This window comes from Priestia megaterium NBRC 15308 = ATCC 14581, from assembly GCF_000832985.1.
Lineage (GTDB): Bacteria > Bacillota > Bacilli > Bacillales > Bacillaceae_H > Priestia > Priestia megaterium.
On record NZ_CP009920.1, the window covers coordinates 489,342 to 513,809 of the forward strand.

30 protein-coding genes are annotated in these 24,468 nt (G+C 34.4%); 9 read left to right on the forward strand and 21 right to left on the reverse strand.

The genetic code is table 11. The annotated features are described in order from the left end of the window. Window positions 1-39: 39 nt before the first annotated feature. The gene (locus BG04_RS03225; RefSeq protein WP_034649900.1) at window positions 40-516 is read right to left on the reverse strand and encodes a hypothetical protein; all 477 of its coding nucleotides are present in this window, start codon (window positions 514-516) and stop codon (window positions 40-42) included. A gap of 595 nt (window positions 517-1,111) precedes the next feature. Between BG04_RS03225 and BG04_RS30860 the strand changes: the two genes are divergently transcribed. After that, window positions 1,112-1,258, forward strand: a complete 147-nt coding sequence (locus BG04_RS30860) for a hypothetical protein (RefSeq protein ID WP_168797087.1) — start codon at window positions 1,112-1,114, stop codon at window positions 1,256-1,258. Between the two features lie 204 nt (window positions 1,259-1,462). On the opposite strand, the gene BG04_RS03230 is transcribed toward BG04_RS30860, so the two are convergent. Further along, window positions 1,463-1,732 (reverse strand): KGG domain-containing protein, encoded by a 270-nt coding sequence (locus tag BG04_RS03230; RefSeq protein ID WP_034655030.1) that lies wholly within the window; start codon window positions 1,730-1,732, stop codon window positions 1,463-1,465. 304 nt (window positions 1,733-2,036) lie between these two features. Between BG04_RS03230 and BG04_RS03235 the strand changes: the two genes are divergently transcribed. After that, window positions 2,037-2,486 carry a GNAT family N-acetyltransferase gene (locus BG04_RS03235; RefSeq protein WP_034649898.1) on the forward strand — a complete coding sequence of 150 codons (450 nt, stop codon included), beginning with the start codon at window positions 2,037-2,039 and terminating at the stop codon, window positions 2,484-2,486. 155 nt (window positions 2,487-2,641) lie between these two features. On the opposite strand, the gene BG04_RS03240 is transcribed toward BG04_RS03235, so the two are convergent. Further along, window positions 2,642-3,037: a UPF0715 family protein gene (locus BG04_RS03240; RefSeq protein ID WP_235784092.1), complete on the reverse strand. Its 396-nt coding sequence runs from the start codon at window positions 3,035-3,037 to the stop codon at window positions 2,642-2,644. 186 nt (window positions 3,038-3,223) lie between these two features. Here BG04_RS03240 and BG04_RS03245 point away from each other — a divergent pair, with 186 nt between their 5' ends. Beyond that, the gene (locus BG04_RS03245; RefSeq protein WP_051975566.1) at window positions 3,224-3,544 is read left to right on the forward strand and encodes a hypothetical protein; all 321 of its coding nucleotides are present in this window, start codon (window positions 3,224-3,226) and stop codon (window positions 3,542-3,544) included. 345 nt (window positions 3,545-3,889) lie between these two features. Here BG04_RS03245 and BG04_RS03250 read toward each other — a convergent pair whose 3' ends face one another. From BG04_RS03250 to BG04_RS03270, 5 genes are all read right to left on the reverse strand, one after another. Beyond that, complete coding sequence (locus BG04_RS03250; RefSeq protein ID WP_034649896.1) at window positions 3,890-5,209, reverse strand: MFS transporter; 1,320 nt, start codon at window positions 5,207-5,209, stop codon at window positions 3,890-3,892. A 93-nt stretch (window positions 5,210-5,302) separates the two neighbouring features. Beyond that, window positions 5,303-6,451: a galactonate dehydratase gene (dgoD, locus tag BG04_RS03255; protein ID WP_028409932.1), complete on the reverse strand. Its 1,149-nt coding sequence runs from the start codon at window positions 6,449-6,451 to the stop codon at window positions 5,303-5,305. Then, window positions 6,438-7,100 (reverse strand): bifunctional 4-hydroxy-2-oxoglutarate aldolase/2-dehydro-3-deoxy-phosphogluconate aldolase, encoded by a 663-nt coding sequence (locus tag BG04_RS03260; RefSeq protein ID WP_034649893.1) that lies wholly within the window; start codon window positions 7,098-7,100, stop codon window positions 6,438-6,440. Before BG04_RS03260 ends, dgoD begins: the two co-directional genes overlap by 14 nt. A 17-nt stretch (window positions 7,101-7,117) precedes the next feature. Then, entirely contained in the window at window positions 7,118-8,071 is a 954-nt protein-coding gene (locus BG04_RS03265; protein ID WP_034649891.1) for a sugar kinase, read from the reverse strand. Window positions 8,072-8,088: 17 nt separating this feature from the next. Beyond that, window positions 8,089-8,847: an IclR family transcriptional regulator gene (locus BG04_RS03270; protein ID WP_034649889.1), complete on the reverse strand. Its 759-nt coding sequence runs from the start codon at window positions 8,845-8,847 to the stop codon at window positions 8,089-8,091. A gap of 332 nt (window positions 8,848-9,179) precedes the next feature. Between BG04_RS03270 and BG04_RS03275 the strand changes: the two genes are divergently transcribed. Further along, on the forward strand, window positions 9,180-9,722 hold the full coding sequence (locus BG04_RS03275) for a hypothetical protein (protein ID WP_230586519.1): 543 nt from the start codon (window positions 9,180-9,182) through the stop codon (window positions 9,720-9,722). Between the two features lie 38 nt (window positions 9,723-9,760). Here BG04_RS03275 and BG04_RS03280 read toward each other — a convergent pair whose 3' ends face one another. From BG04_RS03280 to BG04_RS03315, 8 genes are all read right to left on the reverse strand, one after another. Beyond that, window positions 9,761-10,510, reverse strand: coding sequence for an ABC transporter permease (locus BG04_RS03280; RefSeq protein WP_034649887.1), 750 nt, complete (start codon window positions 10,508-10,510; stop codon window positions 9,761-9,763). After that, a complete protein-coding gene (locus BG04_RS03285; RefSeq protein WP_034649885.1) occupies window positions 10,511-11,272 on the reverse strand; it encodes an ABC transporter ATP-binding protein in 762 nt (253 codons plus the stop codon). 189 nt (window positions 11,273-11,461) lie between these two features. Then, complete coding sequence (locus BG04_RS03290) at window positions 11,462-11,815, reverse strand: DUF1048 domain-containing protein (protein WP_013058327.1); 354 nt, start codon at window positions 11,813-11,815, stop codon at window positions 11,462-11,464. Window positions 11,816-11,885: 70 nt separating this feature from the next. Continuing rightward, window positions 11,886-12,206, reverse strand: a complete 321-nt coding sequence (locus BG04_RS03295) for a PadR family transcriptional regulator (protein WP_028414817.1) — start codon at window positions 12,204-12,206, stop codon at window positions 11,886-11,888. Between the two features lie 181 nt (window positions 12,207-12,387). Next, on the reverse strand, window positions 12,388-12,687 hold the full coding sequence (locus BG04_RS03300; protein WP_051975565.1) for a hypothetical protein: 300 nt from the start codon (window positions 12,685-12,687) through the stop codon (window positions 12,388-12,390). Between the two features lie 61 nt (window positions 12,688-12,748). Continuing rightward, window positions 12,749-13,048 carry a hypothetical protein gene (locus BG04_RS03305; RefSeq protein ID WP_034649883.1) on the reverse strand — a complete coding sequence of 100 codons (300 nt, stop codon included), beginning with the start codon at window positions 13,046-13,048 and terminating at the stop codon, window positions 12,749-12,751. 17 nt (window positions 13,049-13,065) lie between these two features. Further along, the gene (locus BG04_RS29045; RefSeq protein WP_051975564.1) at window positions 13,066-13,737 is read right to left on the reverse strand and encodes a hypothetical protein; all 672 of its coding nucleotides are present in this window, start codon (window positions 13,735-13,737) and stop codon (window positions 13,066-13,068) included. A gap of 384 nt (window positions 13,738-14,121) precedes the next feature. Continuing rightward, window positions 14,122-14,334 carry a hypothetical protein gene (locus BG04_RS03315; protein WP_034649881.1) on the reverse strand — a complete coding sequence of 71 codons (213 nt, stop codon included), beginning with the start codon at window positions 14,332-14,334 and terminating at the stop codon, window positions 14,122-14,124. Between the two features lie 704 nt (window positions 14,335-15,038). Between BG04_RS03315 and BG04_RS03320 the strand changes: the two genes are divergently transcribed. Together BG04_RS03320 and lepB are read left to right on the forward strand one after the other, a co-directional pair. Further along, window positions 15,039-15,443, forward strand: a complete 405-nt coding sequence (locus BG04_RS03320; RefSeq protein ID WP_016766301.1) for a hypothetical protein — start codon at window positions 15,039-15,041, stop codon at window positions 15,441-15,443. 569 nt (window positions 15,444-16,012) lie between these two features. After that, window positions 16,013-16,567: a signal peptidase I gene (gene lepB / locus BG04_RS03325; RefSeq protein ID WP_034649879.1), complete on the forward strand. Its 555-nt coding sequence runs from the start codon at window positions 16,013-16,015 to the stop codon at window positions 16,565-16,567. A gap of 748 nt (window positions 16,568-17,315) precedes the next feature. Here lepB and BG04_RS03330 read toward each other — a convergent pair. After that, window positions 17,316-17,927, reverse strand: coding sequence for a helix-turn-helix domain-containing protein (locus BG04_RS03330; RefSeq protein ID WP_080743151.1), 612 nt, complete (start codon window positions 17,925-17,927; stop codon window positions 17,316-17,318). 56 nt (window positions 17,928-17,983) lie between these two features. On the opposite strand from BG04_RS03330, the gene BG04_RS03335 reads away from it, so the two are divergent. Beyond that, complete coding sequence (locus BG04_RS03335) at window positions 17,984-18,568, forward strand: LysE family transporter (RefSeq protein ID WP_034649876.1); 585 nt, start codon at window positions 17,984-17,986, stop codon at window positions 18,566-18,568. Between the two features lie 622 nt (window positions 18,569-19,190). Here BG04_RS03335 and BG04_RS03340 read toward each other — a convergent pair. The 3 genes from BG04_RS03340 to BG04_RS03350 all read right to left on the reverse strand — a co-directional run bounded on the left by BG04_RS03340 (window position 19,191) and on the right by BG04_RS03350 (window position 21,230). Continuing rightward, window positions 19,191-19,709, reverse strand: coding sequence for a GrpB family protein (locus BG04_RS03340; RefSeq protein WP_028409911.1), 519 nt, complete (start codon window positions 19,707-19,709; stop codon window positions 19,191-19,193). A gap of 151 nt (window positions 19,710-19,860) precedes the next feature. Further along, window positions 19,861-20,292, reverse strand: a complete 432-nt coding sequence (locus BG04_RS03345; RefSeq protein WP_034649873.1) for a hypothetical protein — start codon at window positions 20,290-20,292, stop codon at window positions 19,861-19,863. A gap of 155 nt (window positions 20,293-20,447) precedes the next feature. After that, window positions 20,448-21,230 (reverse strand): GNAT family N-acetyltransferase, encoded by a 783-nt coding sequence (locus BG04_RS03350; RefSeq protein WP_034649871.1) that lies wholly within the window; start codon window positions 21,228-21,230, stop codon window positions 20,448-20,450. A gap of 208 nt (window positions 21,231-21,438) precedes the next feature. Here BG04_RS03350 and BG04_RS03355 point away from each other — a divergent pair, with 208 nt between their 5' ends. After that, a complete protein-coding gene (locus BG04_RS03355; RefSeq protein WP_034649869.1) occupies window positions 21,439-22,338 on the forward strand; it encodes an alpha/beta hydrolase family protein in 900 nt (299 codons plus the stop codon). A gap of 303 nt (window positions 22,339-22,641) precedes the next feature. After that, the gene (locus tag BG04_RS03360; protein WP_034649867.1) at window positions 22,642-23,259 is read left to right on the forward strand and encodes a methanogen output domain 1-containing protein; all 618 of its coding nucleotides are present in this window, start codon (window positions 22,642-22,644) and stop codon (window positions 23,257-23,259) included. 337 nt (window positions 23,260-23,596) lie between these two features. Here BG04_RS03360 and BG04_RS03365 read toward each other — a convergent pair whose 3' ends face one another. Further along, window positions 23,597-24,433, reverse strand: a complete 837-nt coding sequence (locus BG04_RS03365) for an alpha/beta fold hydrolase (protein WP_034649864.1) — start codon at window positions 24,431-24,433, stop codon at window positions 23,597-23,599. Between the last annotated feature and the right edge of the window lie 35 nt (window positions 24,434-24,468).

Sequence of the window (24,468 nt, forward strand, 5' to 3'; positions counted from 1 at the left end):
AGAAATAAAAAGAGCATTGTTATTAATACAATGCTCTTTTTATTTCTTTCCTGTTAATAACTTGTTTTCTAGCTTTACTACCCATTTATAATACCCTAATGCAATAAGTAGAAGTACAGGATCAATGATAGCTGAATACCATAAATTCCACCAACCATAGTGGAAGTATCCCCAAGGTTCAGGGAGTAATGTAATCATTTCATAAAGCAAAATGGCTACCATCCAAAAGATAAAATAGCAACCCTTGTGAATGATTGACATTTTAAAAGGATACCAATTAAGAAATATCATATTAGCAGGTGGGAGTAATACAGTATGAGTAAGAACTCCCCTCCAATCTGCGTTTTCTGTAAAATACCAATAGGCATGATATTTGAGATCTATAAAGACATCAAACATATGTTGAAAAGCAATTGTAAACATCCAAATATGAAGAATTTGATTTGCTGTTAGTCTTTTATTTGTTTTAAATGCAATAAAATTAAATACAATAATGGCAATAGCAAGTCCTATCATGGTTTTTTCCTTTTTAATTAAATATACCATATAATTACATATAATGAAATTAAAAACTATTAATGAATTTTATTACTTTAGGTCTTTCTATTCTAAAAACAATCTATGTAAAAATTAAATTACCTTTAATCAGTAACAAAAATTAGTCGTTTTTGTTACTGATAACTCAAAAGTACAAGGAAGCTCTGAAATCCTTAATCCCTTTATATTGATTTATCAAGGATATAATACATAATCTATGATTAAGGCTGTCTAATGTAAATAATCTAAAAACGTATATCTTGACGGACTTTTATTGGTTCTTGTAATCCGTTTTATGAAACTAACTTTGTATATCATATACAGCCTAAATACAAAAAACAACTGGATCCGTTCAGTTGTTTTTTCTGTTTCATGAATGATAATCAATGTTTGGCTGACGTTGCAGAACGTCTTAAGTAGTTTGCTCAAGAGAGTAAAAAATATGTATTTACATTTATGTTTTGAAACATACACAAAAAGGGAAAAGTAACTTAGTTTTATTCTAAATGAATGTTAAATAAGAAAAATGGTTAATATGGGGAACGACCTATATTAGTGAATCAGGAGGGAAGGTATGTCAATTAATAAAGAAGTTTTATACCGGGGTAAACGATTTAAGATTATTCATATTTATAGTTCTGGTTATTGTAAGCTTAGAAAAGTTAATGATCCTTTTAAAGTAGAACTAGCTTTATTGAATGATATCCTACTAACAGGATAATGATTACTGCACATTCTTATTTAACTGACCAAACCGACTTCATTTGATTTTGTTATTAATGAAACATATTAATCATTTTTCGATAAAAGTAGAAGCCAAATTCCTTATATATAAAGAATTTGGCTTCTATTAATGTTGATTATCCTAACTAAAAAAGTATATGGTATCGAGTGTAAAAACAGAAAAATTCAGTTTTACAAACAATTAGTCGTTATCACGTTTGTTAGTGGATTTTCCGCCTTTTTCACCGATTTCCTGATAAAATTCTTTATCCTGGTTTTTAGATGTAGCTTTTCCACCTTTTTCGCCAATCTCCTGATAAAATTCCTTATCATGATTTTTGGCTGTAGTTTCTCCGCCCTTTTCACCAATTTCTTGGTAAAATTCTTGGTCATGATTTTTAGATGTAGCTTTTCCACCCATTCTTCCAGCTTCTTCACGGCTCATTTTGTCATTATTTTTATTAGTTGTCATTTTACATTCCTCCTAATAATTTTTAATATGTTTTTTATTTTCCACGTTTAAAAGGAGCTAAACTATTTATTTTATTTTCCTAATAATTGAGAATCATGTCTCATTTTTTATTTTGTAACTCCCCTTTTTTAAAAATCTTACTTATATTTGCTGATATGCTTTCTTTTGATATGAGAGTGCCTATAAAGTACATTACGTTAAGTTATATAGGTTATACATATTTAAAATACACACCCTAAATTTAACAAATAACCCAGTTATTTTTCTGAAAAATGATACAATTCTCTAGTGAGGAGGATTGTATATGAGTACCTATGTTAAAAATGATTTTACAATTTCAAGTAACAAAAACTATTTAGATGTAGAGCTAATTTATAATTACCTTCATGATGAAGCTTACTGGTCTAAAGGAATACCTTTACGTTTAGTAGAAAAATCAATTCAACATTCAATCTGTTTTGGCGTGTTTGCGGGAGATCCTAAAAAGGAAAAATCTAAACAAGTTGGATTCGGAAGAATTATTACAGATTCATCAACTTTCGCTTACCTTGCTGATGTATTTATACTTAATGAATTTAGAGGATTAGGTCTTGGCAAATTACTTGTTCAAACTATGATTAATTGTCCAAGTATTAGAGAGGTACGAAGGATTTTGTTAGCAACAAAAGATGCTCATGGATTATATAAACAATATGACTTTCAAGCTGTTAAAGATAAAAACTTGTTCATGGAGATTACAGAAGGATATCTATAATAAGTTATCCTAAGGACCTTTCTTAATATTATGAGCGACAAAGCCTGTAGAATAATAATTCTACAGGCTTTTATATATATAAATACCGATAACTGTGATTATGTTAACTGATATACACTATACAAAATATTTAAACAGATCCAGACTCTTGAACTTTAATAATAAGGATATTCATCCTTTTGCATGACAACAGAATCCCATATCCAATATATGATTCCTGCACCTGTTGCCCATATAACCATTCTGTCAGGTCGAAATATGGGTGTAGATATTCCTCCCTCAATTTTATAAGAAACATAAAGAAAAATAATTGCTACAACACAATATATTATTAAATAAAAAACATTAAACTTTTTTGGCCTTTTGTTTACAAGCAACTGTAAGGGTACGGCAATAATTAAATAAGGGATAGATGCAACGAAGGGAATAAAAAGAAAAGCAATAAGAGCTCTATAACTTGGCTCAATGATAACCATAAATACAGCATAAGAAATACTAGAATAAATAACCGTCTTAAAGCTGTAATACAAAAGATCCATAGATTTCAACAATAAAGTACGCCCTCTTTTCTATAGTCAAGTACGTACTTTTACTATAATGCACAAGTGAATAGGAAACAATTACCTAAAAACAATTCAGGTAATACGTTTTATGGTAATTAAAAGTATATATACATAGTGATTTAAATCAATACTATTGATAAAATGGAAAAATAAAGGTAGTAGTGGAGGTTTAATATGTATATATGGAGTAATAGTGAGGGAGCTATAAGCCTTTTGTATTCAAGACCATTATTTATATTTTTCATTGTTGTATTGTTTGCTTTGTTCATCACAATTTTAATGCAAAATAAGAAGCAATTAGTTACTGGTTTGCATGTAATCACTATAGCAATCATTAGTTTATTTATTTCAGGCTTAATCCTTTTCTTAGAAGGGATAATTGTAGATGATCTTAATCTATCAGGAGATACGATTTCAACTTATATGTTTTTAATAATAGTGGCCCTATGTCTCATTAACTCAGTAACGTATTCTTTTAAAAATAGAAAGCTTTGATAAAGGTTAAAAAGAGGTCTCTTTTAGAGAGCTTCTTTTTTATTTACTACTTAGAATCCGTTTTATGTTAACTAGAAAAGACTACTTAAACATATACTTTAACACCGCTATATATAAGGGTGTTAAGTATGGGTATATCTTTTTATAATGGCCAAATATGCGTTGAAGGGATAATCTGCGGATCGTTTATAGAAATAGGCATTACTTTTATAGCCCTATTCGTCATATATGTAGCTTACGAAGCAATCTATAAAAAAGACCGTCCATAATTTTAGAAATTGTGGACGGTCTTTGATTTGCTTATTCGTCAATCTTTACTAAATGTAAATCGCTCTTGATAGTTTCTTACACAATATCTCGATTCAATTTTTCATCTTTAACCACTTTAATTCTTTCTACTTTTCCTACAAGGAAGATATACGAAAGTGCTCCTAGAAGAGCCAATGCCGCTATGAATACTAGCGCTGGGGCAAAGTTTCCTCCTTTTGCTAAGAAACCAATAACAATTGGAACAATAATAGAAGCTAAACCTCCGATAAAGTTAAACACTCCACCCGTTAAACCGACTAAATGTTTAGGCGCTAAGGTTGAGACAAAGACCCACGTAATAGAGGCCAGGCCATTTCCAAAAAACGCAATAGCCATAAACATGATAATGAGAGATGTGCTATTTACATAATTGGCTCCGATAATTGAAGTTGATAAAAGCAGCCCTACGATAATCGGTGTTTTTCTTGCAATCCCTAGTGATACTCCTTTTTTCACTAACGCGTCAGATACAAAGCCTGATAATAATACCCCTACAAACGCTGCTAAAAACGGAGCAGATGCTAGGAAGCCTGATTTTAAGAAATCTAACCCTCTATATTTCACAAGGTATGTTGGAAACCAGGTAAGGAAGAACCATAAAGTAGAGTTTACGGCAAACTGACCTAAATAGATGCCCCATAGCTTCCGGTGAGAGAAAGCTTCTTTAAGATTTCCCCATTCAAATTTTGCTCTTTCTCCTTTCTTATCCGCAGATTTAACTAAGCCTCCACCTTCTTCGATATGCTGTAGCTCTGCTTTATTTACTTTACTATGCTGAGAAGGATCACGATAAAAAATGTACCATATAATGCCCCATGCTATACCGATAATACCTGTAGTAATAAACAGGCCTCTCCACCCTAAAAAGTGCTGAATGGTCACCAATGTAGGTGTTAAAAATGCCAGCCCTGCAAACTGTCCCGAAGTATAAAAAGCAATTGCTGATGCTCTTTCCTGATTTGGAAACCAGCTGGTGACTACTTTATTATTAGTCGGAAAAGCCGGTGCTTCGAATGCTCCTGTCGCTAAACGCAGACCAAAAAGACTCACAAATCCCTTAGTAAATCCTTGCAGCAGCGTAACAATAGACCAGGTAATTAGACTAACGGTATACGTAACACGAGCACCAAAACGGTCAGCCATTACCCCTCCTGGTATTTGTAAAGCGGCATAAGCCCATCCAAAGGCTGAAAATATAAGGCCCAGTTCTACTGATGATAGCTTTAAATCCTTGGACATGGCTGTGGCGGCTACAGAAATATTACTTCGATCCATATAGTTGATGACAACGCTTACGAAAATAAATGCTAAAACACGAAATCTAACGCGAGTCGGCTTTTCGCTATACCCCTTCATTCCCTTATCCCCCTGTATATGACTAGTTTAAAAAGAAGATCTGACTGACCGTTATTTATCAATCAGACCTTTCCAGCTAAAATGGTTTCCCCATTACCATTCTGCTACAGAACCATCTTTATGACGCCATACTGGATTACGCCAATTATGACCGATATCAGCCATTTTTCTAACATGGTCTTCATTAATTTCAATACCTAAGCCAGGTCCGTCAGGAATCTTTACGAATCCTTCTTCATATTTAAATACGTGGTTATCAACAATATAATCTAGTAAATCACTGCCTTGGTTATAGTGAATGCCTAAGCTTTGCTCTTGAATAAATGCGTTGTGGCACGTTGCATCTACTTGAAGACAAGCGGCTAATGCAATAGGTCCTAACGGGCAATGAGGCGCAGCTGCTACATCAAAGGCTTCAGCCATTGAAATAATTTTCTTACATTCTGTAATTCCTCCTGCATGTGATAAATCAGGCTGAATAATATCAACGTAGCCGTCTGTTAAGAGCTTTTTAAACTCCCATTTTGAAAACATTCTTTCTCCCGTCGCAATAGGAATGGATACATGGTTGGCAATTTCTCTTAATGCCTCATTGTTTTCGGGCAACACCGGCTCCTCGATAAACATTGGACGATAGACCTCTAGTTCTTTAGCTAAAATTTTTGCCATTGGCTTATGTACTCGTCCGTGAAAATCAATACCTATTCCTACATAAGGCCCCACTGCTTCTCTGACAGCAGCGATACGTTCTACTACTTGATCAATTTTTTCATATGAATCCACGTATTGAAGCTCTTCTGTTCCATTCATTTTTACTGCTGTAAATCCTTGTGAGACAACTTCTCTGGCTGCTTCGCCTACATCTGAAGGCCGGTCTCCTCCAATCCACGAATACACTTTAATGGATTCTCTTGCTTTTCCGCCTAATAGTTGATGTACAGGAGCATCGTAATATTTTCCTTTTATGTCCCACAAAGCTTGGTCAATCCCGGATATGGCACTCATTAAAATAGGTCCACCTCGATAGAAACCACCTCGGTACATAACGTTCCAATGATCTTCAATATTTAACGGATCTTTGCCAATAAGATACTCCATTAGCTCGTCTACTGCAGCTTTAACGGTAGAGGCTCTTCCTTCAATAACTGGTTCTCCCCACCCAACAATTCCTTCGTCCGTTTCTATTTTTAAAAATAACCAGCGTGGCGGCACTTGAAACAATTCATAATTAGTAATTTTCATGTAATTTTCCCCCTTTCGTTATACCATTCACTGCGGCTACGTATGCTTTAGCCTTTTGTGTTAGCTCCTGCAGGTATGCATGAGTAATTTCACGATTTGTATCTACTAAAGAACTTCCAATCCCAAACCCTACAGCACCTGCTTCTTCGAATTCTTGAATATTGTCTAAGCTCACTCCTCCTGTTGGAAGAAGTGGAATATGAGGAAGCGGCCCTCGAATATCTTTAATATAGCTAGCCCCCAGCCTAGCAGGAAATACTTTGATAATATCTCCCCCATTTTCAAATGCCGTTAGGATTTCAGTAGGTGAAAAAGCACCAGGGATACTAACCGCACCGTATCTTTTTGTTAGTTTAATCGTTTCCGTGTTAACAGTTGGAGAAAGGATAAATTTTGCACCTGCTAAAATAGCTGACCGTGCTGTTTCAGGGTCAAGCACTGTACCCGCTCCTACTAGCACTTGATCACCAAGCTCTGTAGAAACCTCTTTAATGGCTGAAAGTGCGTCCGGCGAATTGAGAGTAATCTCTATATTTTTTACACCGCCGTCATTCAGCGCAGAGGCAATTTTCACTACATCCTGCGGTTTGGCTCCTCTAATAATCGCAACGATTTTATGCTCTAATAAATGTGATAAACTATCCGTCATGGGTAAACCCCTTTCTTTTATCGTATAACGTCTTCTCTTGTAATCGCATTCATAAATTCGTAAAGCTCTTTCTTATCAGGCAAGCCTTCAATATCACCCTCTACGGTTACGACCATAGCTCCTATAGCACACCCTCTTCTAACTGTTTCTATCAAAGAAGAATTATCTATTAGTCCCGATAGTATCCCAGCAGCGAACCCATCGCCAGCTCCTACTGGATCTATCACTCTAGCAACTTTAAAGCCTTCTACGTAAGCGGATTCATTTTCAGTTGAATAATAAGCTCCCTCCTCGCCTAGCTTAATAACGACTAGCTCTGCACCTAATTGATGAAGCGCTGATGCAATGTCTTCAGGGTTATCTTTCTCAAATAAAAACTGACCTTCATTCACTCCTGGTAAAATAACATCTGCATATGTAGCCATTTTAATGAGTGTTTGACGCGCAGTTTCTTCATCCCAAAGCGTCTTGCGTAAATTCGGATCAAACACTATTTTTACACCATTTTTTTTAGCTGCTTTCATCGCTTGAAATACAGCTTCGTGGCAGGAATCGCTTAGTGCAGGTGTAATCCCTGTCACGTATAAGTATTTGGCAGAAGAGATGTACTCTTCATTCATATCATGTGGATTCATAAAGCTTGCTGCTGAACCTTGTCTGTAATAAAACACTTTACTGTTCATTTCATTTGTTTTTTGCTTTAAAAAAAGACCTGTAGGAGCATGATCATCAAATATCACATGTTTTACATCTATTCCTTCTCCTTTTATACTTGAAAGAATTCGCTCTCCTAACTCATCTTTTCCTAATCGGCTAACCCACCCCGTTTGATAACCGAGTTTTGACAGGGCAATTAACGTATTGCTTTCTGCCCCTGCAATTTTCGAAGAAAAATCTTTAGCGTATCGCATCTTTCCATTCGAGTGTGGGGTAAACAGAATCATTGTTTCCCCCATGCTTATCACGTCCATTTTACCCCTCTTTTCATTTATCTCTTCGCCTCTTCATATCCAGCAATAAAAGATATGTTAGTTGCTGTTTGAAGCAGCCTTTCTACAATAAACTCCTTATGCTTCAGCATTCTTTCCTTAGGACCAGCTACACTAATAGCAGCTTGAATGCTTCCCTTTGCTCCAAATACAGGTGCAGCAAGGCAAAACAACCCTTCCTCATTTTCTTCATCATCAATTGCATAGCCCATTTGGATAAAAGAGTCTAGATTGTCATTAAGAACTTTTTTATCTGTAATTGTATAATCCGTAATAGGTAGCAGCTCCGTATGTTCAAGCAGCTGTTCTCGCTGATCTTTAGGAAGAAAAGCTAAAAAGGTTTTTCCTAATCCAGTACAATAGAGCGGCTTTCGGTTACCAGGCTGAGCTGTTGTTCTAATAGAGCGATTATTATCAATCTTAACAACATAGACCAACTCCCCATCCGACAGCAAGGCCATAAACACAGTTTCTTGAACATCCTCCATCAGCTTCTTTAAATACGGTTTTCCTTCTGAAGAAATATCCAACGATTCCATAGCCGCTGCTCCAATTTGAATTAGCTTTGGCCCTAGCTTGTACTTCTTTAATGAGTCCTGATTTAAATACCCTTCATTATGAAGTGTTCCCACAAGATTAAACGTACTGCTTTGCGGAAGCGAAAGTAAATCGCTAACTTCTTTTACTGTTAATCCCTCGGGATGTTGAGCAATCAATTCAAATACCCTTAATACACGTTCTGCTGATTTTACCGACATAAAGAAATCCTCTCTAAATCACATATGTGATTTTAAATTTTATATATGATTTACTGATTTAAATATTATCATAGACAGATCATTAATTCAAAATATTTTTATAAATCCAACAAAAATATTTATGACAGAAAATGAAAAACTAGATTTATTGATCTAAAAGCCGTTTTAATTGCTGAAACAGGTATTATATTAACCTAACTTATTTTTTCACTTCTTCCAAAGCAGCTTTAATAATATTAATTATGACCTGGAATGGGTTAACATGAAGAATTTTCTATGTCGTTAAAGAAACATTGGACGAATTATTTTGGATAGACAAGGAGTGATTTTGAATGAAAAAGATAGTTGATCAGAAGTTCACCTTTTTAAATTTGCAGCATATTAAAATTGCATATATTATTCAAACACTTGGAGTTTTACTTATTCTTGGTCATGATTTCTTAAAAGGTGGATTAGAAAAGATGAAGGCAAATTCACTATGGGTTTTGTTCATTCTATCTAGCGTTGTATACGGCTATTTATCTCTAAGTATTAGCGTAGAACAGGAAAAAGAAATAAAAAGACCTTTTCGCTCTTTTTTGCTGAGTTTATTCGTCCTGTTAGTAATCGGTTCAATTACTGCCTATTTAACATCTGTGACTTCAGGATTTAATTGGAGTAATGGAGTATTATTTGGAGGCATTATTTTTGTATGCGGTCTTATAGCCATGAACTATGCGTACCATTTAAGAAAAAACAACAAAATGAATGGGAAGATGATGAATAAAAGAAGACCTTGTTCAAGATCTTCTTTATTTCTACGGATAATTCACATTACGATAACTAGAAGTAACCCTATTTTATGCTATCAATACTTCACATTAAAATTCAGATGATTCCATATACCTTGGGTAGCTTGCTCAGTTTATAAAATTCACCCTAATTTGCGTTTGAATCCTTTACTAGCTAAAAAGTAAGCGATGACCATGATACCTAGGCACCAGGCGAGGGCACTCCAGATATCGTTGCCAACTGATCCTTCATACAAGAGTGCACGAATTGTATTCACGATTGAAGTCACGGGCTGGTTCTCAGCGAATGCACGAACAGCTTTAGGCATCGTTTCAGTGGGAACAAAGGCGGAACTAATAAAAGGCAGGAAGATTAGCGGGTACGAGTAGCCTGTGGCTCCTTCCATAGATTTTGCTGTCAATCCTGGAATAATGGCCAACCATGTCAGGGCTAGCGTAAACAGCCCGAGTATCCCGGCTACCGCAAACCAATCTAGGATATCAGCGCTGGAGCGGAAACCCATCAAGAGCGCGATGAGGATAACTACTACGATAGTAAGCGCATTGGAAACAAAAGATGTCAACACATGAGCCCATAATACCGAAGAACGTTTGATAGGCATAGTAATGAAACGGGCCATCAGTCCACTTTTCACATCATTAAATAGCCGCACGGAAGTGTAAGCGACGCCGGATGCGATAGCCATCAGCAGGATTCCCGGCAATAAATAATTGACGTAATTGGCTGTTCCTGTATTTATAGCGCCACCAAACACGTAGACAAACAGTAGCATCATCATAATTGGCGTAATTGCCACCGTAATGATCGTATCCGGGCTGCGCATAATATTTCGCATCAAACGTCCTAGTAATACACCTGTATTGTTTTTCATTTATATTTCCTCCTTTTTGCCGATGATTGCGAGGAAGATTTCCTCCAATGTTGGCTGTTTCTCGATGTATTCCACTTTTGCTGGCGGGAACATCTCTTTAAGTTCGGTAAGGGTACCGGTTTTGATGATTTTTCCGCCATGTAGGATGGCTATCCGATCTGCCAGTTGTTCAGCTTCCTCCAGGTACTGAGTCGTGAGCAAGATGGTCGTACCATCGCCAGCAAGCTCTTTGATGGTGTTCCAGACTTCAATCCTGGCTTCCGGATCAAGTCCGGTCGTCGGTTCGTCGAGAAAAATAACCGCTGGCCTGCCAATCAGACTCATAGCTATATCAAGTCGGCGCTTCATTCCACCGGAATATTGATCCGCCCGGCGATTGGCTGCATCGGTCAAGCTGAATCTTGCAAGCAGATTGTCAGCTACTTCATTAGGATTAGATACCCCTCGCAATTTGGCGATCATGATCAGGTTTTCCTTCCCAGTAAGCATGCCGTCTAACGCTGCGAACTGCCCCGTTAGGCTGATGTTCTGGCGGACGTCAGCCGGTTGACGTTGGACGTCAAATTCGCAAATACTTACTTCGCCGCTATCAGCCTTCATCAGTGTTGAAAGAATGTTAACTGTCGTCGTCTTGCCTGCTCCATTTGAACCCAGCAGTGCAAAAATTTCACCGCGCTGCACCTCAATATTCACCCCTTTTAAAACTTCTTTGTCTTTAAAAGACTTTTTTAACTCTTTTACAAAAATCGCTGTATTTCTCATACGTTTTTCCTCCTTTTAAAAAGCTCCACAAGTCTGCTCGCTAGAACTGTCATGATGTAACTAAGCTGAGCGTCTCGTAGAGCTAGTTTTTTTATACTCTACTATTAAGTCTGACTTATATTCTGTATTACTTAGTACCGAGTTTAAAAAATGACCGAATAGCGAAAGTAACTAGCTATTCAGTCGATGTTATTGATTAAATTTATTTTTTCCTAATCGTTCCTTAATACTCTGATTCAAATCTTCACGATACTTAACCATATAAGTTTTAGCATTTGCCACTAATTCGTCAGCAAAGGAAGCCACATCGTCTCCCGTAATTTCGAGCACCTGTCTACCTTCTGCAGCACCTGCTTCGAATAAATCAATTAATTCATACTGCATGTGTAGCATATCCATTCCGTTGCCCGATGAGAAATTCCACATGTAGTTTTGAATTTTTTTAAATACAAACTGATAGTCCTCTGGCAAGGCTTCAACCCGTGCCATCATCATTTTATACTCTTTTTTATCACCAATCATTTTTTTGAATATTTCCAGCATGTCATTTTTCCTCCTTTTTATAAAACTTCATAAGATGCTTTAAAACTATCCGACGGTCTATCTTATGAAGTTAGTTTGACTTCAAGACGTTGATTTTTGATGATACAAAATCCCACCTTTTCCAAAACAGCTCAAGCTCCTTGTAGCCTGCCTCATTAAGCGAATAAAATTTGCGGGGTGGGCCCATATCTGATGGTTTTTTTTCTATATTCACAAGTTTTTTCTTTTCTAATCGTACGAGAATAGTGTAGACCGTCCCTTCCACGACCTCGATAAATCCAAGCTCGTTCAGACGGCGTGTAATCTCATAGCCATAGGTTTCATGCCGGCTGATAATTTCTAACACACAGCCTTCCAGCGAACCCTTCAGCATTTCAGTTAAATTTTCGATCTTCAGAACCTCCTCTATATCGTCTGACTTATATTCTGTATCACTTAGTACCAAGCCAATTTTCACTTAATAACTTTTAAAAATTAAGCTATTAAGTAATACTTAGTATATGTAGATTGTAATACTTAGTACCGGGCATTTCAACTATTTTTTAAAATATTTTCAAAATTATTTATGCTTTTTATTTTGGGAAAAGCTTATTAAATAAGATAAGCATAATTACAAAGTATGGAATCCATAATACAGTCCCAAAATAATTTAGTTTACTATCTTTTAAGTATTGACGATTAAGTAAATAATAAATGAAACTAAATACGATAATCAAAATCAACATAACTACAACTCCAATTTTTCGTGCTACTGCTACATCAATTTTTATTATTCTACTAATAAGATAAATATTGAAAATTAGTTTGATATTAATAAAAATCAAAACAGCATATAGTATACTTGAGAAATTTAATTTCAAAAACCAATTCATAACGTCCCTCCCTAAATGAAAAAAGTCCTCTATCAAGATAATAGAGAACTTTTTAAAACAGTTAGCCTAAAATGTAGAATAAGCATAGTAATAAAATATCAACAGGCAAACTAATACTTAGAAAAAGCAAAATATATTTTTTAGGTTCTGGACCTCTCTTCTTAATTGAGAAGAATTCTACTCCTAAATTGTTGATTGTAATTAGTAAAGCAAACATTACATAAAGCAAAACGTTTTCTTTAAACATATGCGTAAATAGTGGAGAGAATAAAATCAAAAAAGTAAACATTTGAAAAGATCCTCTTGAGAACAAGTCTATTTTACCGCCTAAAAAATCTTTGAAAGTGTTATCAGGACTCATGTTATATCACCACCTTATTATGATAAACAACCAGCAGCAGCACTAGCACCTAACCATACAGCACCAACTCCGGTGCCAATAGCCCATCCTGCAGGTCCACTTACCCCAGCAACAGTCATTAGGCCACTGAAAGCAGCAGTATGAGCAAATCCAGCAATCGAAGCTGCTCCACAGCCACTAATTCCTTGAATTGAAACTGTACCAGAAGACGTTTTACTTGCGCCAAGTTCTTTAAAAATTTGTTCTTTTAGTTCTTTACCTTCTGGGCTATCAATAATTTCGTTGAATTGTTCTACTGTAGCTGTTAGTTGATTGTATGAAGGAGAATCAAGGTTATCTTTTACTCTCTCTTTATTTTCAATGATTACTTGATTCTTATCTTCGTCGAATTTTACATACTTTAGAATATTATTAAGTTGTTCAACTGAACCTTCTAACTGGTTATAAGCATCAGAATCATTAAGATCATTTTTTAATTCCTCTTCATTAACAATGGTTATTTGATTATCTTCTTTACTGAACTCTAAATGTTCTAATATAGTATTAAGTTCTTGTTGTTCTGCTGTAGAAAGTTCCTGACTTTCTGCTGCATTTACGCTTACCGGCGTTCCCACAGCAGTAGACGTAAGTAATACACCAGCTGTTAAAGTCGTACATATGGAAAGTTTAATTTTCTTTGCAAATTGCATATCTATAAAATCCCCCAACCCTAAAAAATACTTTATATGTATTATCCTACCAGATATTCAAAAGCTTGAATTGTATTTCTAGTAATTTGAAAATAACATACTAGAATTATTCAAAAACCAGGAATTTCATTGTGATTCTTAAGGCTCAAATAAATTCATATATAGAGTCTAAAATCACCGAATTTTAACATATAAAGTGTATCTTCTAGGAGAAACAATAATTCTACGTTATTGCTAGTTGCCTTCAGATAATTTTTTTCAAACTGAAATTTTTTTATTTGGAGATGAATTAAAATGCTGTTACCGCGATATAGCATTTTCCGACGTTTTGTAATTCATACAGTAAATAATGTCGTCAAATACGCACTTTTTAAAATCTGATACCTAGCTTTTTTTCTCAGCCTCATTTATTTCTCTTTCAATAAGAGCCACTGAAAGCTCAAATGCTTGTATCCGTCTTTTAGCTAAAGTAATTTGAGATTTATATCTACCAGTATTTTCTTTAGCTTCAAACGTTTTTACTGTCTGTCTGAGTTTATGTAAAGTTGAATCGATTTGACGCTTTGCTTCAACTAATTCAGCTACATCAAATTTCATTTAAGTCTCTCCTTTTTATAATTGTTATTGGCAGCCTTCTCATATGAAAAAACTGGTGCCTCATCTCTGTATAAAGCATATCATCAAGATCTATTCCTTGCTGCTCTATCTCTTATTAAATGACCATACATAAGAGTGAACAAATGCTAGAGTTTAACCCTCCCATTTATCTCCATCCGTAATCCACTTATCATTTTGCAAATCATAGCATGTATCATAATCATGAAAACTAAAATAGGTAGCTAACGTACTACCTTTTCCGTCTGCCTTATTTCGACACTCTACAAACCATTCTACAATGGCTTTTGTTTCACCTTCCTATATTTCCTGTGCGGAAGTTTTATAGAACGCCCAAAATCCACCTTCTTTGTCAACAGGTATACTATACATTTCAATCTCGTCAAACAAGTCGTAGATACCTGAAAAAATACTGCTATTTTCCCCTTTTCAATTTATATTGTTATTGTATAAAATGAAATTTTCTTTTCTCTTACTTAAATCTTACGTTTTTCTTAATTTTCTTTTTATAAAAATTAGAATTTTACCCTTTATATTAAATAGAATAATAGTCAAGCTCGAATAAAACCTGATCATCTATAATAAAATTTAAGGAAAAACCTTTTTGATCATACGATGTAAGTTTTCATTAGGTTAATTCTATGAAATGTAATAGATTATTCAGATGGAAAAAGGAGTGAATACAAATGAGTTTAGCCACCTATATAGGTTCGAATGTAGAATTACCTATTAATGACGAACTGGATGATATAGTTACTATTGGAAGTTGCTTTTCAGATGAAATGCATCGATTAAACATAAAGAAACATCATTTTACTACTTCTTATGTTTATGAAGTGTCAAGTGACTGGGGAATTGAAATTACGGAATATATGAATAAAAGCAGACTGAAAGAATCAAAAGAGAAACTACTTGCACTGTGTCAATTGATGGATCACTATCTTAAATCAGGAGATTTTTTTGAATTGTATAGTTGTTGGATAGGAGAAGAAGCTGAAGAGCGAGAAGGAGAACTAACGTTAAACATCAATTATTTTGATATAGATGCTATTAAAATGCCTGAAAAAACATTAGTTAGAATCGAGAAATAAACTTCCCTTATTATGCTAACAATTTTGTCGCATCTATAATCTGAACGCAAAAAAAGCTATTTCAATCGTATTGGCATCGGAGTGAAATAGCTTTTTCTACTTTACATTCAAGAGTGTGTTAGATCCTTATGGATATCTTCACATGTGAATTGTATCACAAACTTTTCTGCATGTGAAGATAAAAAGTGAAATTTGTATGACAAGTATCAAAAAAATAAAGAGCAACCTCGTTTGTCAATGACGAGGTTGCTCTTTATAAGGGTTCATTCATACTTATCCGAGTGCGAACGATAGCAGCATTATAACCTCTTTTTATTGTATCCTTATCTTTAGAGTCTTCTAGTCGTCTAACTCCTACTCCACCGCCATCCATAAGTAAGGATTTTTCACTAAATACCAATTCTCCTGTATATGCATAATTATAGTTTCGAATATACTCAGAATTAATTACTTCTTTTCCGTTGTAAATGCTCTAGCATATATAACCTTCAATTGTTAAATTAAAGGTTTATTTCTATATATTGTGTTATACTTTTAAACATGTATTACGGTTGTAGAGGAGTTTTCAATTGAAACAGAAAGAGATTTTTTCGTGGATTAAATCCATTATTATTGCCTGTATTCTGGCTTTTGTGGTAAGAGAGTACCTATTTACACCTATAATAGTAGACGGTGAATCGATGATGCCGACTTTAAAAGACAGTGAACATATTATTCTTAATGAAGTAGGTAAAAATAAAGTAAATAATATAAGAAGATTTGATATTATCGTTTTTCATGCTACAAAGGAAAAAGACTATATTAAAAGAGTAATCGGTTTACCTGGTGATCATATAGAATATCGCAATGACACGCTATATATAAACGGTAAAAAATATGAAGAGCCTTATCTAGACCAATATAAAAAAGAAATAGGAACAGGCCCATTAACTGAGGATTTTAAACTTGAAGATTATACAGGCAGCAAAACCGTTCCAAAGGGTCAATTATTTGTCATGGGAGATAATAGAATGTACAGCTTAGATAGCAGATCACCTAAAGTAGGAACAATCTCCGTAGACAAAATCGTAGGAAAAGCCAAATTAGCTTATTGGCCTTTAAAAGAATTTCAATGGATTAAGTAAAATCTCTTAAAGCTCCCTTATGAAAGGGAGCTTTTTCTATTTCTTTGCCAGTCTGTCACATGAAATGAAGCATTGTTGCTTTAAGTCCCACACTAACTGTAGCCCCTGTTTAAATTCACTTTTCCTTATATTTTCTGCGAAAGTGAGAAATAGCTGACGCTCCTACAGCAGCAATCAAAACTGAAAAAATGGTAGATAGCGTATCATTGGCAACAAACATCTTCACCAAAAATGCAGATAGCAAAATAGCTACAAAACCTATTCCTAAATATGAAAGATTAATAATTGATAACTCCAGCTATAACGTTATTCCTATGTAAAAGGTTTTACAATTAAAAACATAATGAACATAATAACGGTAAATAAAGCCCCCAGAAGAGCAAAGTTAAGTGGCCTATGAGTATCTTCATTAGCCTTTACAAACAGCTTGGACCATCTTGTATACATCACTAATTTTGTACAAAGACTAAACAAAACGCCTGCAATGATTGAAGCAATTGCTATTTTTAAGATATGAATTCACTCCTTTCTAACACAACAGAAGGATATCCATAACCTAACATAAAAACCTATATAATACAAAAGTCTAAGAATCATAGGAAGTAGTCTTTCCACTTTCTATGCCGCTACTGGTTAACCGCTCTACATAGTATCTAACGATTCAATGCTTTATTGGTTGGCCATTAAATCTTTCATTAGTTGTACCGGTTTAATACAAAAATAAAATAGCGTTCTTGAAGAACGCTATTTAAACTGGATAATATATGATCATACTTAATTTAGCTAATGTTTTTCCGCGATTATAATAAGAATGAGCTCTATCAGCTTTGAACCTAATAGCATTCCCACTCTTTATCGTATATTCATTGCTATTTACACTTATAGTGAGTTCACCTTCAAAGACAGTTATGAACTCTTCAGTCCCTTCCCTATGCGAATCAGCGTCTAGAGATCCACCTTCTTCTATTTCTACAGAATAAACTTCAAAGCGTCTATCATCCTCGAAGGGAAAATAAGGGTAGACTTGATATTTTCCGTTGTCTTCAGATAATATTTGAATGTCGGTTTTTGAAATGACTTTGGTGTCTGGCTGAGGATTATTTATTAATGAAGTAAAAGAAATTTTTAATCCATTAGCTATTTTCCAAATAGTTGTAATTGTAGGACTCGATTCTCCTCTTTCAATTTGCCCTATCATTGTCTTGCTTACCCCAGTTAATTCTGCAACTTTTTCGAGACTTAATTTCTTACTTTCTCTAAAATTTTTTAGGTTTTTGGCGATAATAAGATTTATTTCCTCCATAAATACACTCCTATCACTATATACAATATAACGACCATAATGTAAAATAAAAAGCACGACGTTATATCGTCCTTTTTGAACATTATAATATACATATTAGAGGAGGTACAAATATGCCATTATTATCATTTTTGCTATATATTTTTGTGACCAGTTTTACCCCTGGTCCTAACAATATTATGGCCATGTTATTTGCTAACAAATACGGTTTGAGAAAGACTACAAAATTTTGTTTAGGAGTAGGTGCAGGCTTTCTCGTAGTAATGTTGTTATGTAGTTATTTTAATGTTTTACTCCAAAATTCCATCCCAAAGATTGAGTTTTTCATGACGGTCTTAGGAGCAATCTATATGGTCTATCTAGCTATAAAAATTATTTTGAGTAAAGATGATGATAAAAATAACGATGAAAACAGGAATAACAGTTTTTTCATGGGGATGCTTTTACAATTTATAAATCCAAAAGGTATTCTGTATGGTATAACGGCTATAGCAACCTTTATTCTTCCATATCACAACTCGAATTTTAGTTTAATAATGTATTCTTTATTTCTAGCTTTTGTGGGCTTTGTAAGTACTTTCTGTTGGAGTTTATTTGGTTCGGTTTTTCAAAAATTTCTCTCAAAGTATAAAAGCCAGTTTAATATAGTTATGGCTTTATTATTAATGTATAGTGCAGTCTCCATTCTTATCAAATAACTTGCTTATTTGATTAAGGATCCATTTTAACAATGGAATCATTTTAACGTTAGAAATATTCGTTTTATTAAAGAGTCAGTACTTCTCTTATGCGAAATATTAACCCCTCCTTGAACGTTATAACGTACATATTGTACTTTATATCACCATTTTACTTAAAAATATAAATTGACCAGTTATGCATAATTCGAGAAGGATACTCTTATGTATCTATTGATTTGCTTACCTTTTTAATTTTATAAAATATGATCAATATTAATTTGTTATGAAATTTCAATAGTTATTTAATATTTAGCTACAGCAGCCCATTTCTACACAAAAATTAGGTTAGAAAATTTCAGGGTAGATATAAGACGAGATATAAAATACTACCATATTTATAAAAAAGAGTGTTTTTCATGCAAGTCTTCCAGTTTCATGAGTGATCGAAATGTTGATAATTTAACAATGTATAAGGTCGTGTATAAATGAGAGAGTCAAAAAGTGAACGACCCCCTGTGTATTAAGGGATCGTTCTTTTATAAATTAGGGAAAGAATGATCATGGTAACTAACTTTGATGGAGTATACAATGTATTGAGACACAATATTATATTAACTAGTTTAACTCTTTTTCTTTAATTTCAACGATTAAGCCAATGCCATTTAAGCGCTTCTTTTTCGATTCTTTTAACAAATGCATCCTTACCATCACTATAGCCCTCGATATCATTGGGAAATCTATGAGCTAACTCAGCTTTTAATGCTCCATATTCATTGCTTATCATTTGATTTTGACGAAGATAGTCTCTAAAAGATAAGTGTCTTTCAATCTCTTGAATATTATCATACTGAAAAGCGTGAATTTGATGGGTGCGATTATCCCCACCTTTACGGTAATACCTTCTTCTTTTGATTCCAAACTCCCCCATTACTTCATATCCGAGCTTCTCAAATTGGTCTGAGTAATTATCTAACCTTCTAATGTCATTAACTACCAATAGAATATCAATAATAGGTTTTGCTTTTAAGTTTTGAATAGAAGTACTTCCAATGTGAAAAATATTTACCAATTCTTTTTGAAGCATTTCCTTAATTGAGTATTCTTCGTTTAGATATTCGTACTTCCAATTTGGATTATGTTCAACTACTGTAATATTCATTTTTCTCCCCCTTAATCCTTGATCACATGGACAATATATTAAAGGATTAAATTGATTGCAAAAATCTTAGTATCTTCTAAATTATAATATATGCCTTCTTAGAAAAGTATTTATGTAAACTAGCTTTCTATATGGTATACATCGTTATATTTTAATCTTGAGATAAGTAAATCCAGTTCATTTCATCAAATTCTTCGATAATATAATTTGAACCTATATCCTTTAAAATTTTATTAAAAAATTTTATATTAACGTCATGATCATACAAATCTTCTTGAATGTATTCCGTAATAATAAAATTTGTTAAATTTGTATTATTAACAAAATCTGAAAAGAACGATTTTAGAAAAAGTGAATCTTCTTCACTTAATTTTTCATCATTGATTAATGAAATCCTAAACACATTTAAAATCGCGTTAATATCTTCTTCCTCCATATAACATAATGGATCTAGTTTTTTATCTTCTTCTGTAAATGGCTTTCTCGTGTCTTCAATGACTACATAAGATAAAATAGTTCCCTCTCTTTCTACGTGAAAAATTTCTAAATCACGCAATTTTAAAATTCTATGAAGTGCTATCATAAGTTCCCCCTGCTTAAATATTAATTTAGGATATTTTAATAGATTAGATACTGCGTCTTGCATGGAAATCAACCGCAGTGTAACAAGCGATTCGCTCATGCATTCCATTCGTTCGTCTGTAGATTGTATTGATTTATTTATGTCTCATTCTCTTTTCATTTTAATACATATAAAGCGTAATCCTCTTCATTCGAAAACCCAAGTTTATTGGTTAGTGCTTTCGAGGCTTTATTGTTCTTATCGCAATCCCAAGCAGGCATAACGTTTTTTTCTAAACATTTATTTATAAACGCCTGGCCCACTATCTTTCCTAATCCTTGTCCTCTATAGGTAGGGTTAGTCACAATATCAATTTCAGCTATTGTTCCACTATGAAAAATAGACACACATTCAGCGATAATCTTTTCTTTATGGATAAGACAAACTCCTAATCCGTTTTTCAGAAAATTACTCTCTGATCCCCAGTACTCCACTATATATGATTCATTGAAATTCTCACTTTTTCTTAAAGAATCAGCGTTAAAGTCTTTTAACTCATAGAGATTGGAAAGACTGTACGTAGAATGAACTTTTGAAGGAAGAAACCTATACTTAGAACGCGTCATTTTCTTTACATACGTTTTGAAAGTTTCGTCAAAAACAGTTTCCCAGTCAGTGGATGGAGTAAAAACCGTAAACCGTTTCTCCTTACCATACACGTTCTCAACAAAATAACGATAGAGAAAGTTATTAAATACCACGTCATTTCCTTGTCCAAATACATAATAGTCACCTGCACCTATTCTAAGAAATCCTGATGATGGCCTCACAATATCATTTACGTACACAGCTCCTGGAATAACATGATTAACAACAGAAAAAGCAAATGTAGGAGTCTTAAATGACGCTTCTAATATGTTGTTTATCTTGTAATAATCTTTCGGTTCCAAACAATGCATTTTATTTCCCCCTTAATAAATATCAGTGTCTTCATTATATAAGTGCATGCACAAATTTAGTTATCATAATGTGCTTTATCGATACAAAAACAGCCCGAGGAATAATTAAAATAAAGGTTAATTACTCTTTTTCAAGCGAGCTAACTCAAAAAGATTTCATATATAAGTTTGTTATAATAAAGATTGTTAAAAGCAAGGAGGAGTATAAGTGCACATAAGAAAACATGAAAGACAGGCATTTTATGCCGGATGTCAATTCGTAGATATGGAAGATGATGGAAATGAACATGGCTTTCCTTTACTTATCATGTATCCTACATACCAAGAAGAACAAGTTGAAAAGATGGGACCTTACACGATAAGCGCTGCGCAAGATGCTCCGCTTTCAAATGGATCATTTCCTTTAGTAATTATTTCTCATGGAGATGGTAGCACGCCTCTTGTTTATCGAACCATTGCCCAGTTTTTAGCACGTAATGGTTTTATTGTAGGGGTACCTCAACATCCGTTTAATAATCGAGAGAATAATACACTATCCGGAACAATAGATAACCTAAAAAATCGGCCTAATCATATACGTACTATAATCGATTGGTTTTTAAAAGAAAGTTCCTTTTCGCCATCCATTAAATCAAATAATATTTCTCTTATTGGGCATTCCATGGGAGGATATACAGCTCTTGCTGTAGCAGGTGGAGTTCCCAATTCTTTTCCTTCTGAATCTCCTGATCAAAAGCCTTATTGTTTATCTGTTGATCATGACAAGCGGGTTCAATCACTGATTCTTTTAGCGCCAGCCACCGGATGGTTTAGGGAAAAAGGAGCCCTTGAAGACGTGAATATACCTATTTTAATGATTACAGGCGAAAAGGATACGATTACTCCTTCTTTTCACGGGGAATTTGTATTAAATGGTGTTTCTGATCCGGAAAAAGTTCAGCATATCGTTGTAGAAAATGGAGGGCATTTTTCATTTCTCAGCCCATTTCCCGACTTTATGAAATCTCCTTCTTTCCTCCCTTCTCAGGATCCTGAAGACTTTAATCGCAAGGAGTTTCATGAGGACCTGCAAAACACTATATTGAACTTTTTATTACATTCTTTTTAACAGATTAGTCAGTTGTATCATCTTTTCTTTTGAAGCAATTATATCTAGAAAGAGAAGTTAAAATCTCTTAGAAACCGATGAGCTTCTAAGGGATTTTTATTTCTTATAAGGCCCATTATGCTAATCTCCTTCTTTCTTTTTAAAAAGAAGTCAGTATTTACAAATAAATATTTTTAAATTCAAAAAACATAACACGCGATCTTGTTAATCTGTAATAATTAAGAAATAGAGATATATAGAAAAAGTGCTGCTTATTGAATTGATATTTTTGCTCTTTTACAAAACAAAAGGGGGATTTACAATATGGCTTTAAAAAAAGGTCAGCTAAGCGGACATGTATTTTTGGCTAAACTTATTACACAGTACGCAATGATTCATGAAAAAACGGTAGGCCCCGTAGCTGAAGAATATATTAAACAAATTGGTATTCGTACTGGAGAGTGGATGGAAGACTTTTATAGCGATAAGCATGAAAAGTGGACGGTAGAGGAATATGCAGAAGTTATAATTGACCTTAAAAATTCAATTGGAGGTCACTTTGAAATTATTTCCGTTCATCCAGATCATGTGGTTGTAAGCGCTACCCAATGTCCATTTGGTGACGTCGTACAGGATGCTCCTCATTTATGTAAGATGACGTCTAGTGTGTTTGGAGGAATTGCAGCTCGGAAATTTGGCTATGGAAAAGTGAGCTTGCGCCAGCGTATTGCTCTTGGTCATCCAATGTGTGAAGTTGCTATATATTTTACAAAACACAGTGAAGAAAATGGAGATGTGTATGAAGATCTTCCTATTACGCCTTCTTATGGTAATCCTTTCAATTGGGAAGAGGAAACAATTCATATGCTTAATCAAGAACTTCGAAGAAGCGATGAAATGATTGAAGCCCTTCTTGCGGAATTAGAAGAATTACGTAAATAGCATTGTATTACCACACTTAACTATTAAGACATTTTGTTTTAGTTAGAAAAGCAAAATAAGATGTATAAAACAAAGAGCAGCCTTTAATTAAAGGGTTGCTCTTTGTTTTCACCACTCATTTTAGTTATTATGGTAAGCAGAAAAAATAAAGTAAAAGTTATTATAGCTATTTAGGGATTTTATTTGTAATCAGATGCGTCACCCTAAAGAATCCTTGGAGCGATCAGATGCCTTTGTTAATTGCATGAACTGATAAAAAAGAAGCGCCCTCCGGCAACTTCTTTTCGCTTTTCTTATTCATACGTCAGATTTTCACTTACAAAATAATCATTTATACTTAGTCTCTTAAAAATGACAGCAGCGCTTCGTTAAATTCGTGTGCATGCGTTGCATTTAAGCCGTGTGGACCGCCTTTTATTAAAGCTAACTTGGAACCAGAAATGGCTTCATACGTTCGCTTTCCGCTATATTCGAATGGAACAATCTCGTCTGCATCACCGTGAATAATAAGAGTAGGTATTGTAAACTTGGCTAGATCGTCTCTGAAATCCGTTTTGCTGAAAGCAGCTATACAGTCTAGTGTCCCTTTAGGCGATGCGGCTGCTGCAATATCCCTGTTGTAAAGTCGAAATGGTTCGCTGACTAAGTCATTTCCGTCTTCTACCCCAAAAAATGTTTTTGTAAAATCATCAAGAAAAGCTAAGCGATCATTTTTTACGCCGTTTTCAAATTCTTGGATTCCTGCATCATCTAATGCTCCTTCAGGATGATCTTCTGACTTATAAAGAAATGGTGGTACAGCTCCTGCAAATACAGCTTTTTCTACTCTATCTGTTCCGTAAGTTCCTATATAACGAGCTACTTCTCCGCCGCCCATTGAAAACCCGACTAGCGTCACATTTGTTAAATCCAAATGTTCTAGCAGCTGATGTAAATCAGCAGCAAATGTTTCATAATCGTAGCCGTCCCATGGCTGAGAAGACTTTCCGAACCCTCGGCGGTCATACGTTATAACTCTGTATCCAGCCTCAACAAGAGCTGGAACTTGATATTCCCAAGATCGTCCGCTTAGCGGCCAGCCGTGAATTAAGACAACCGGCTTTCCTGTCCCGTGATCCTCATAGTATAGTTCAATAGGTGCTTCATTTTCTGTTCCTACATTAATTTTTGCCATTTCGCTACCTCCATTATATAGTCGTTCTTTATTTG

Coding starts and splice junctions, on each gene's coding strand:
- BG04_RS03320 (WP_016766301.1), top strand. CDS start 15,039: ATGAGTTTAGCCACCTATATAGGTTCGAATGTAGAATTACCTATTAAT.
- dgoD (WP_028409932.1), bottom strand. CDS start 6,451: ATGAAAATTACTAATTATGAATTGTTTCAAGTGCCGCCACGCTGGTTA.
- BG04_RS03225 (WP_034649900.1), bottom strand. CDS start 516: ATGATAGGACTTGCTATTGCCATTATTGTATTTAATTTTATTGCATTT.
- BG04_RS03285 (WP_034649885.1), bottom strand. CDS start 11,272: ATGAGAAATACAGCGATTTTTGTAAAAGAGTTAAAAAAGTCTTTTAAA.
- BG04_RS03265 (WP_034649891.1), bottom strand. CDS start 8,071: ATGGACGTGATAAGCATGGGGGAAACAATGATTCTGTTTACCCCACAC.
- BG04_RS03250 (WP_034649896.1), bottom strand. CDS start 5,209: ATGAAGGGGTATAGCGAAAAGCCGACTCGCGTTAGATTTCGTGTTTTA.
- BG04_RS03315 (WP_034649881.1), bottom strand. CDS start 14,334: ATGAAATTTGATGTAGCTGAATTAGTTGAAGCAAAGCGTCAAATCGAT.
- BG04_RS03275 (WP_230586519.1), top strand. CDS start 9,180: ATGAAAAAGATAGTTGATCAGAAGTTCACCTTTTTAAATTTGCAGCAT.
- BG04_RS03345 (WP_034649873.1), bottom strand. CDS start 20,292: ATGATAGCACTTCATAGAATTTTAAAATTGCGTGATTTAGAAATTTTT.
- BG04_RS03360 (WP_034649867.1), top strand. CDS start 22,642: ATGGCTTTAAAAAAAGGTCAGCTAAGCGGACATGTATTTTTGGCTAAA.
- BG04_RS03340 (WP_028409911.1), bottom strand. CDS start 19,709: ATGAATATTACAGTAGTTGAACATAATCCAAATTGGAAGTACGAATAT.
- BG04_RS03365 (WP_034649864.1), bottom strand. CDS start 24,433: ATGGCAAAAATTAATGTAGGAACAGAAAATGAAGCACCTATTGAACTA.
- BG04_RS03280 (WP_034649887.1), bottom strand. CDS start 10,510: ATGAAAAACAATACAGGTGTATTACTAGGACGTTTGATGCGAAATATT.
- BG04_RS03235 (WP_034649898.1), top strand. CDS start 2,037: ATGAGTACCTATGTTAAAAATGATTTTACAATTTCAAGTAACAAAAAC.
- BG04_RS03335 (WP_034649876.1), top strand. CDS start 17,984: ATGCCATTATTATCATTTTTGCTATATATTTTTGTGACCAGTTTTACC.
- BG04_RS30860 (WP_168797087.1), top strand. CDS start 1,112: ATGTCAATTAATAAAGAAGTTTTATACCGGGGTAAACGATTTAAGATT.
- BG04_RS03230 (WP_034655030.1), bottom strand. CDS start 1,732: ATGACAACTAATAAAAATAATGACAAAATGAGCCGTGAAGAAGCTGGA.
- BG04_RS03245 (WP_051975566.1), top strand. CDS start 3,224: ATGTATATATGGAGTAATAGTGAGGGAGCTATAAGCCTTTTGTATTCA.
- BG04_RS03290 (WP_013058327.1), bottom strand. CDS start 11,815: ATGCTGGAAATATTCAAAAAAATGATTGGTGATAAAAAAGAGTATAAA.
- BG04_RS03260 (WP_034649893.1), bottom strand. CDS start 7,100: ATGACGGATAGTTTATCACATTTATTAGAGCATAAAATCGTTGCGATT.
- BG04_RS03270 (WP_034649889.1), bottom strand. CDS start 8,847: ATGTCGGTAAAATCAGCAGAACGTGTATTAAGGGTATTTGAATTGATT.
- BG04_RS29045 (WP_051975564.1), bottom strand. CDS start 13,737: ATGCAATTTGCAAAGAAAATTAAACTTTCCATATGTACGACTTTAACA.
- BG04_RS03305 (WP_034649883.1), bottom strand. CDS start 13,048: ATGAGTCCTGATAACACTTTCAAAGATTTTTTAGGCGGTAAAATAGAC.
- BG04_RS03300 (WP_051975565.1), bottom strand. CDS start 12,687: ATGAATTGGTTTTTGAAATTAAATTTCTCAAGTATACTATATGCTGTT.
- BG04_RS03350 (WP_034649871.1), bottom strand. CDS start 21,230: ATGCATTGTTTGGAACCGAAAGATTATTACAAGATAAACAACATATTA.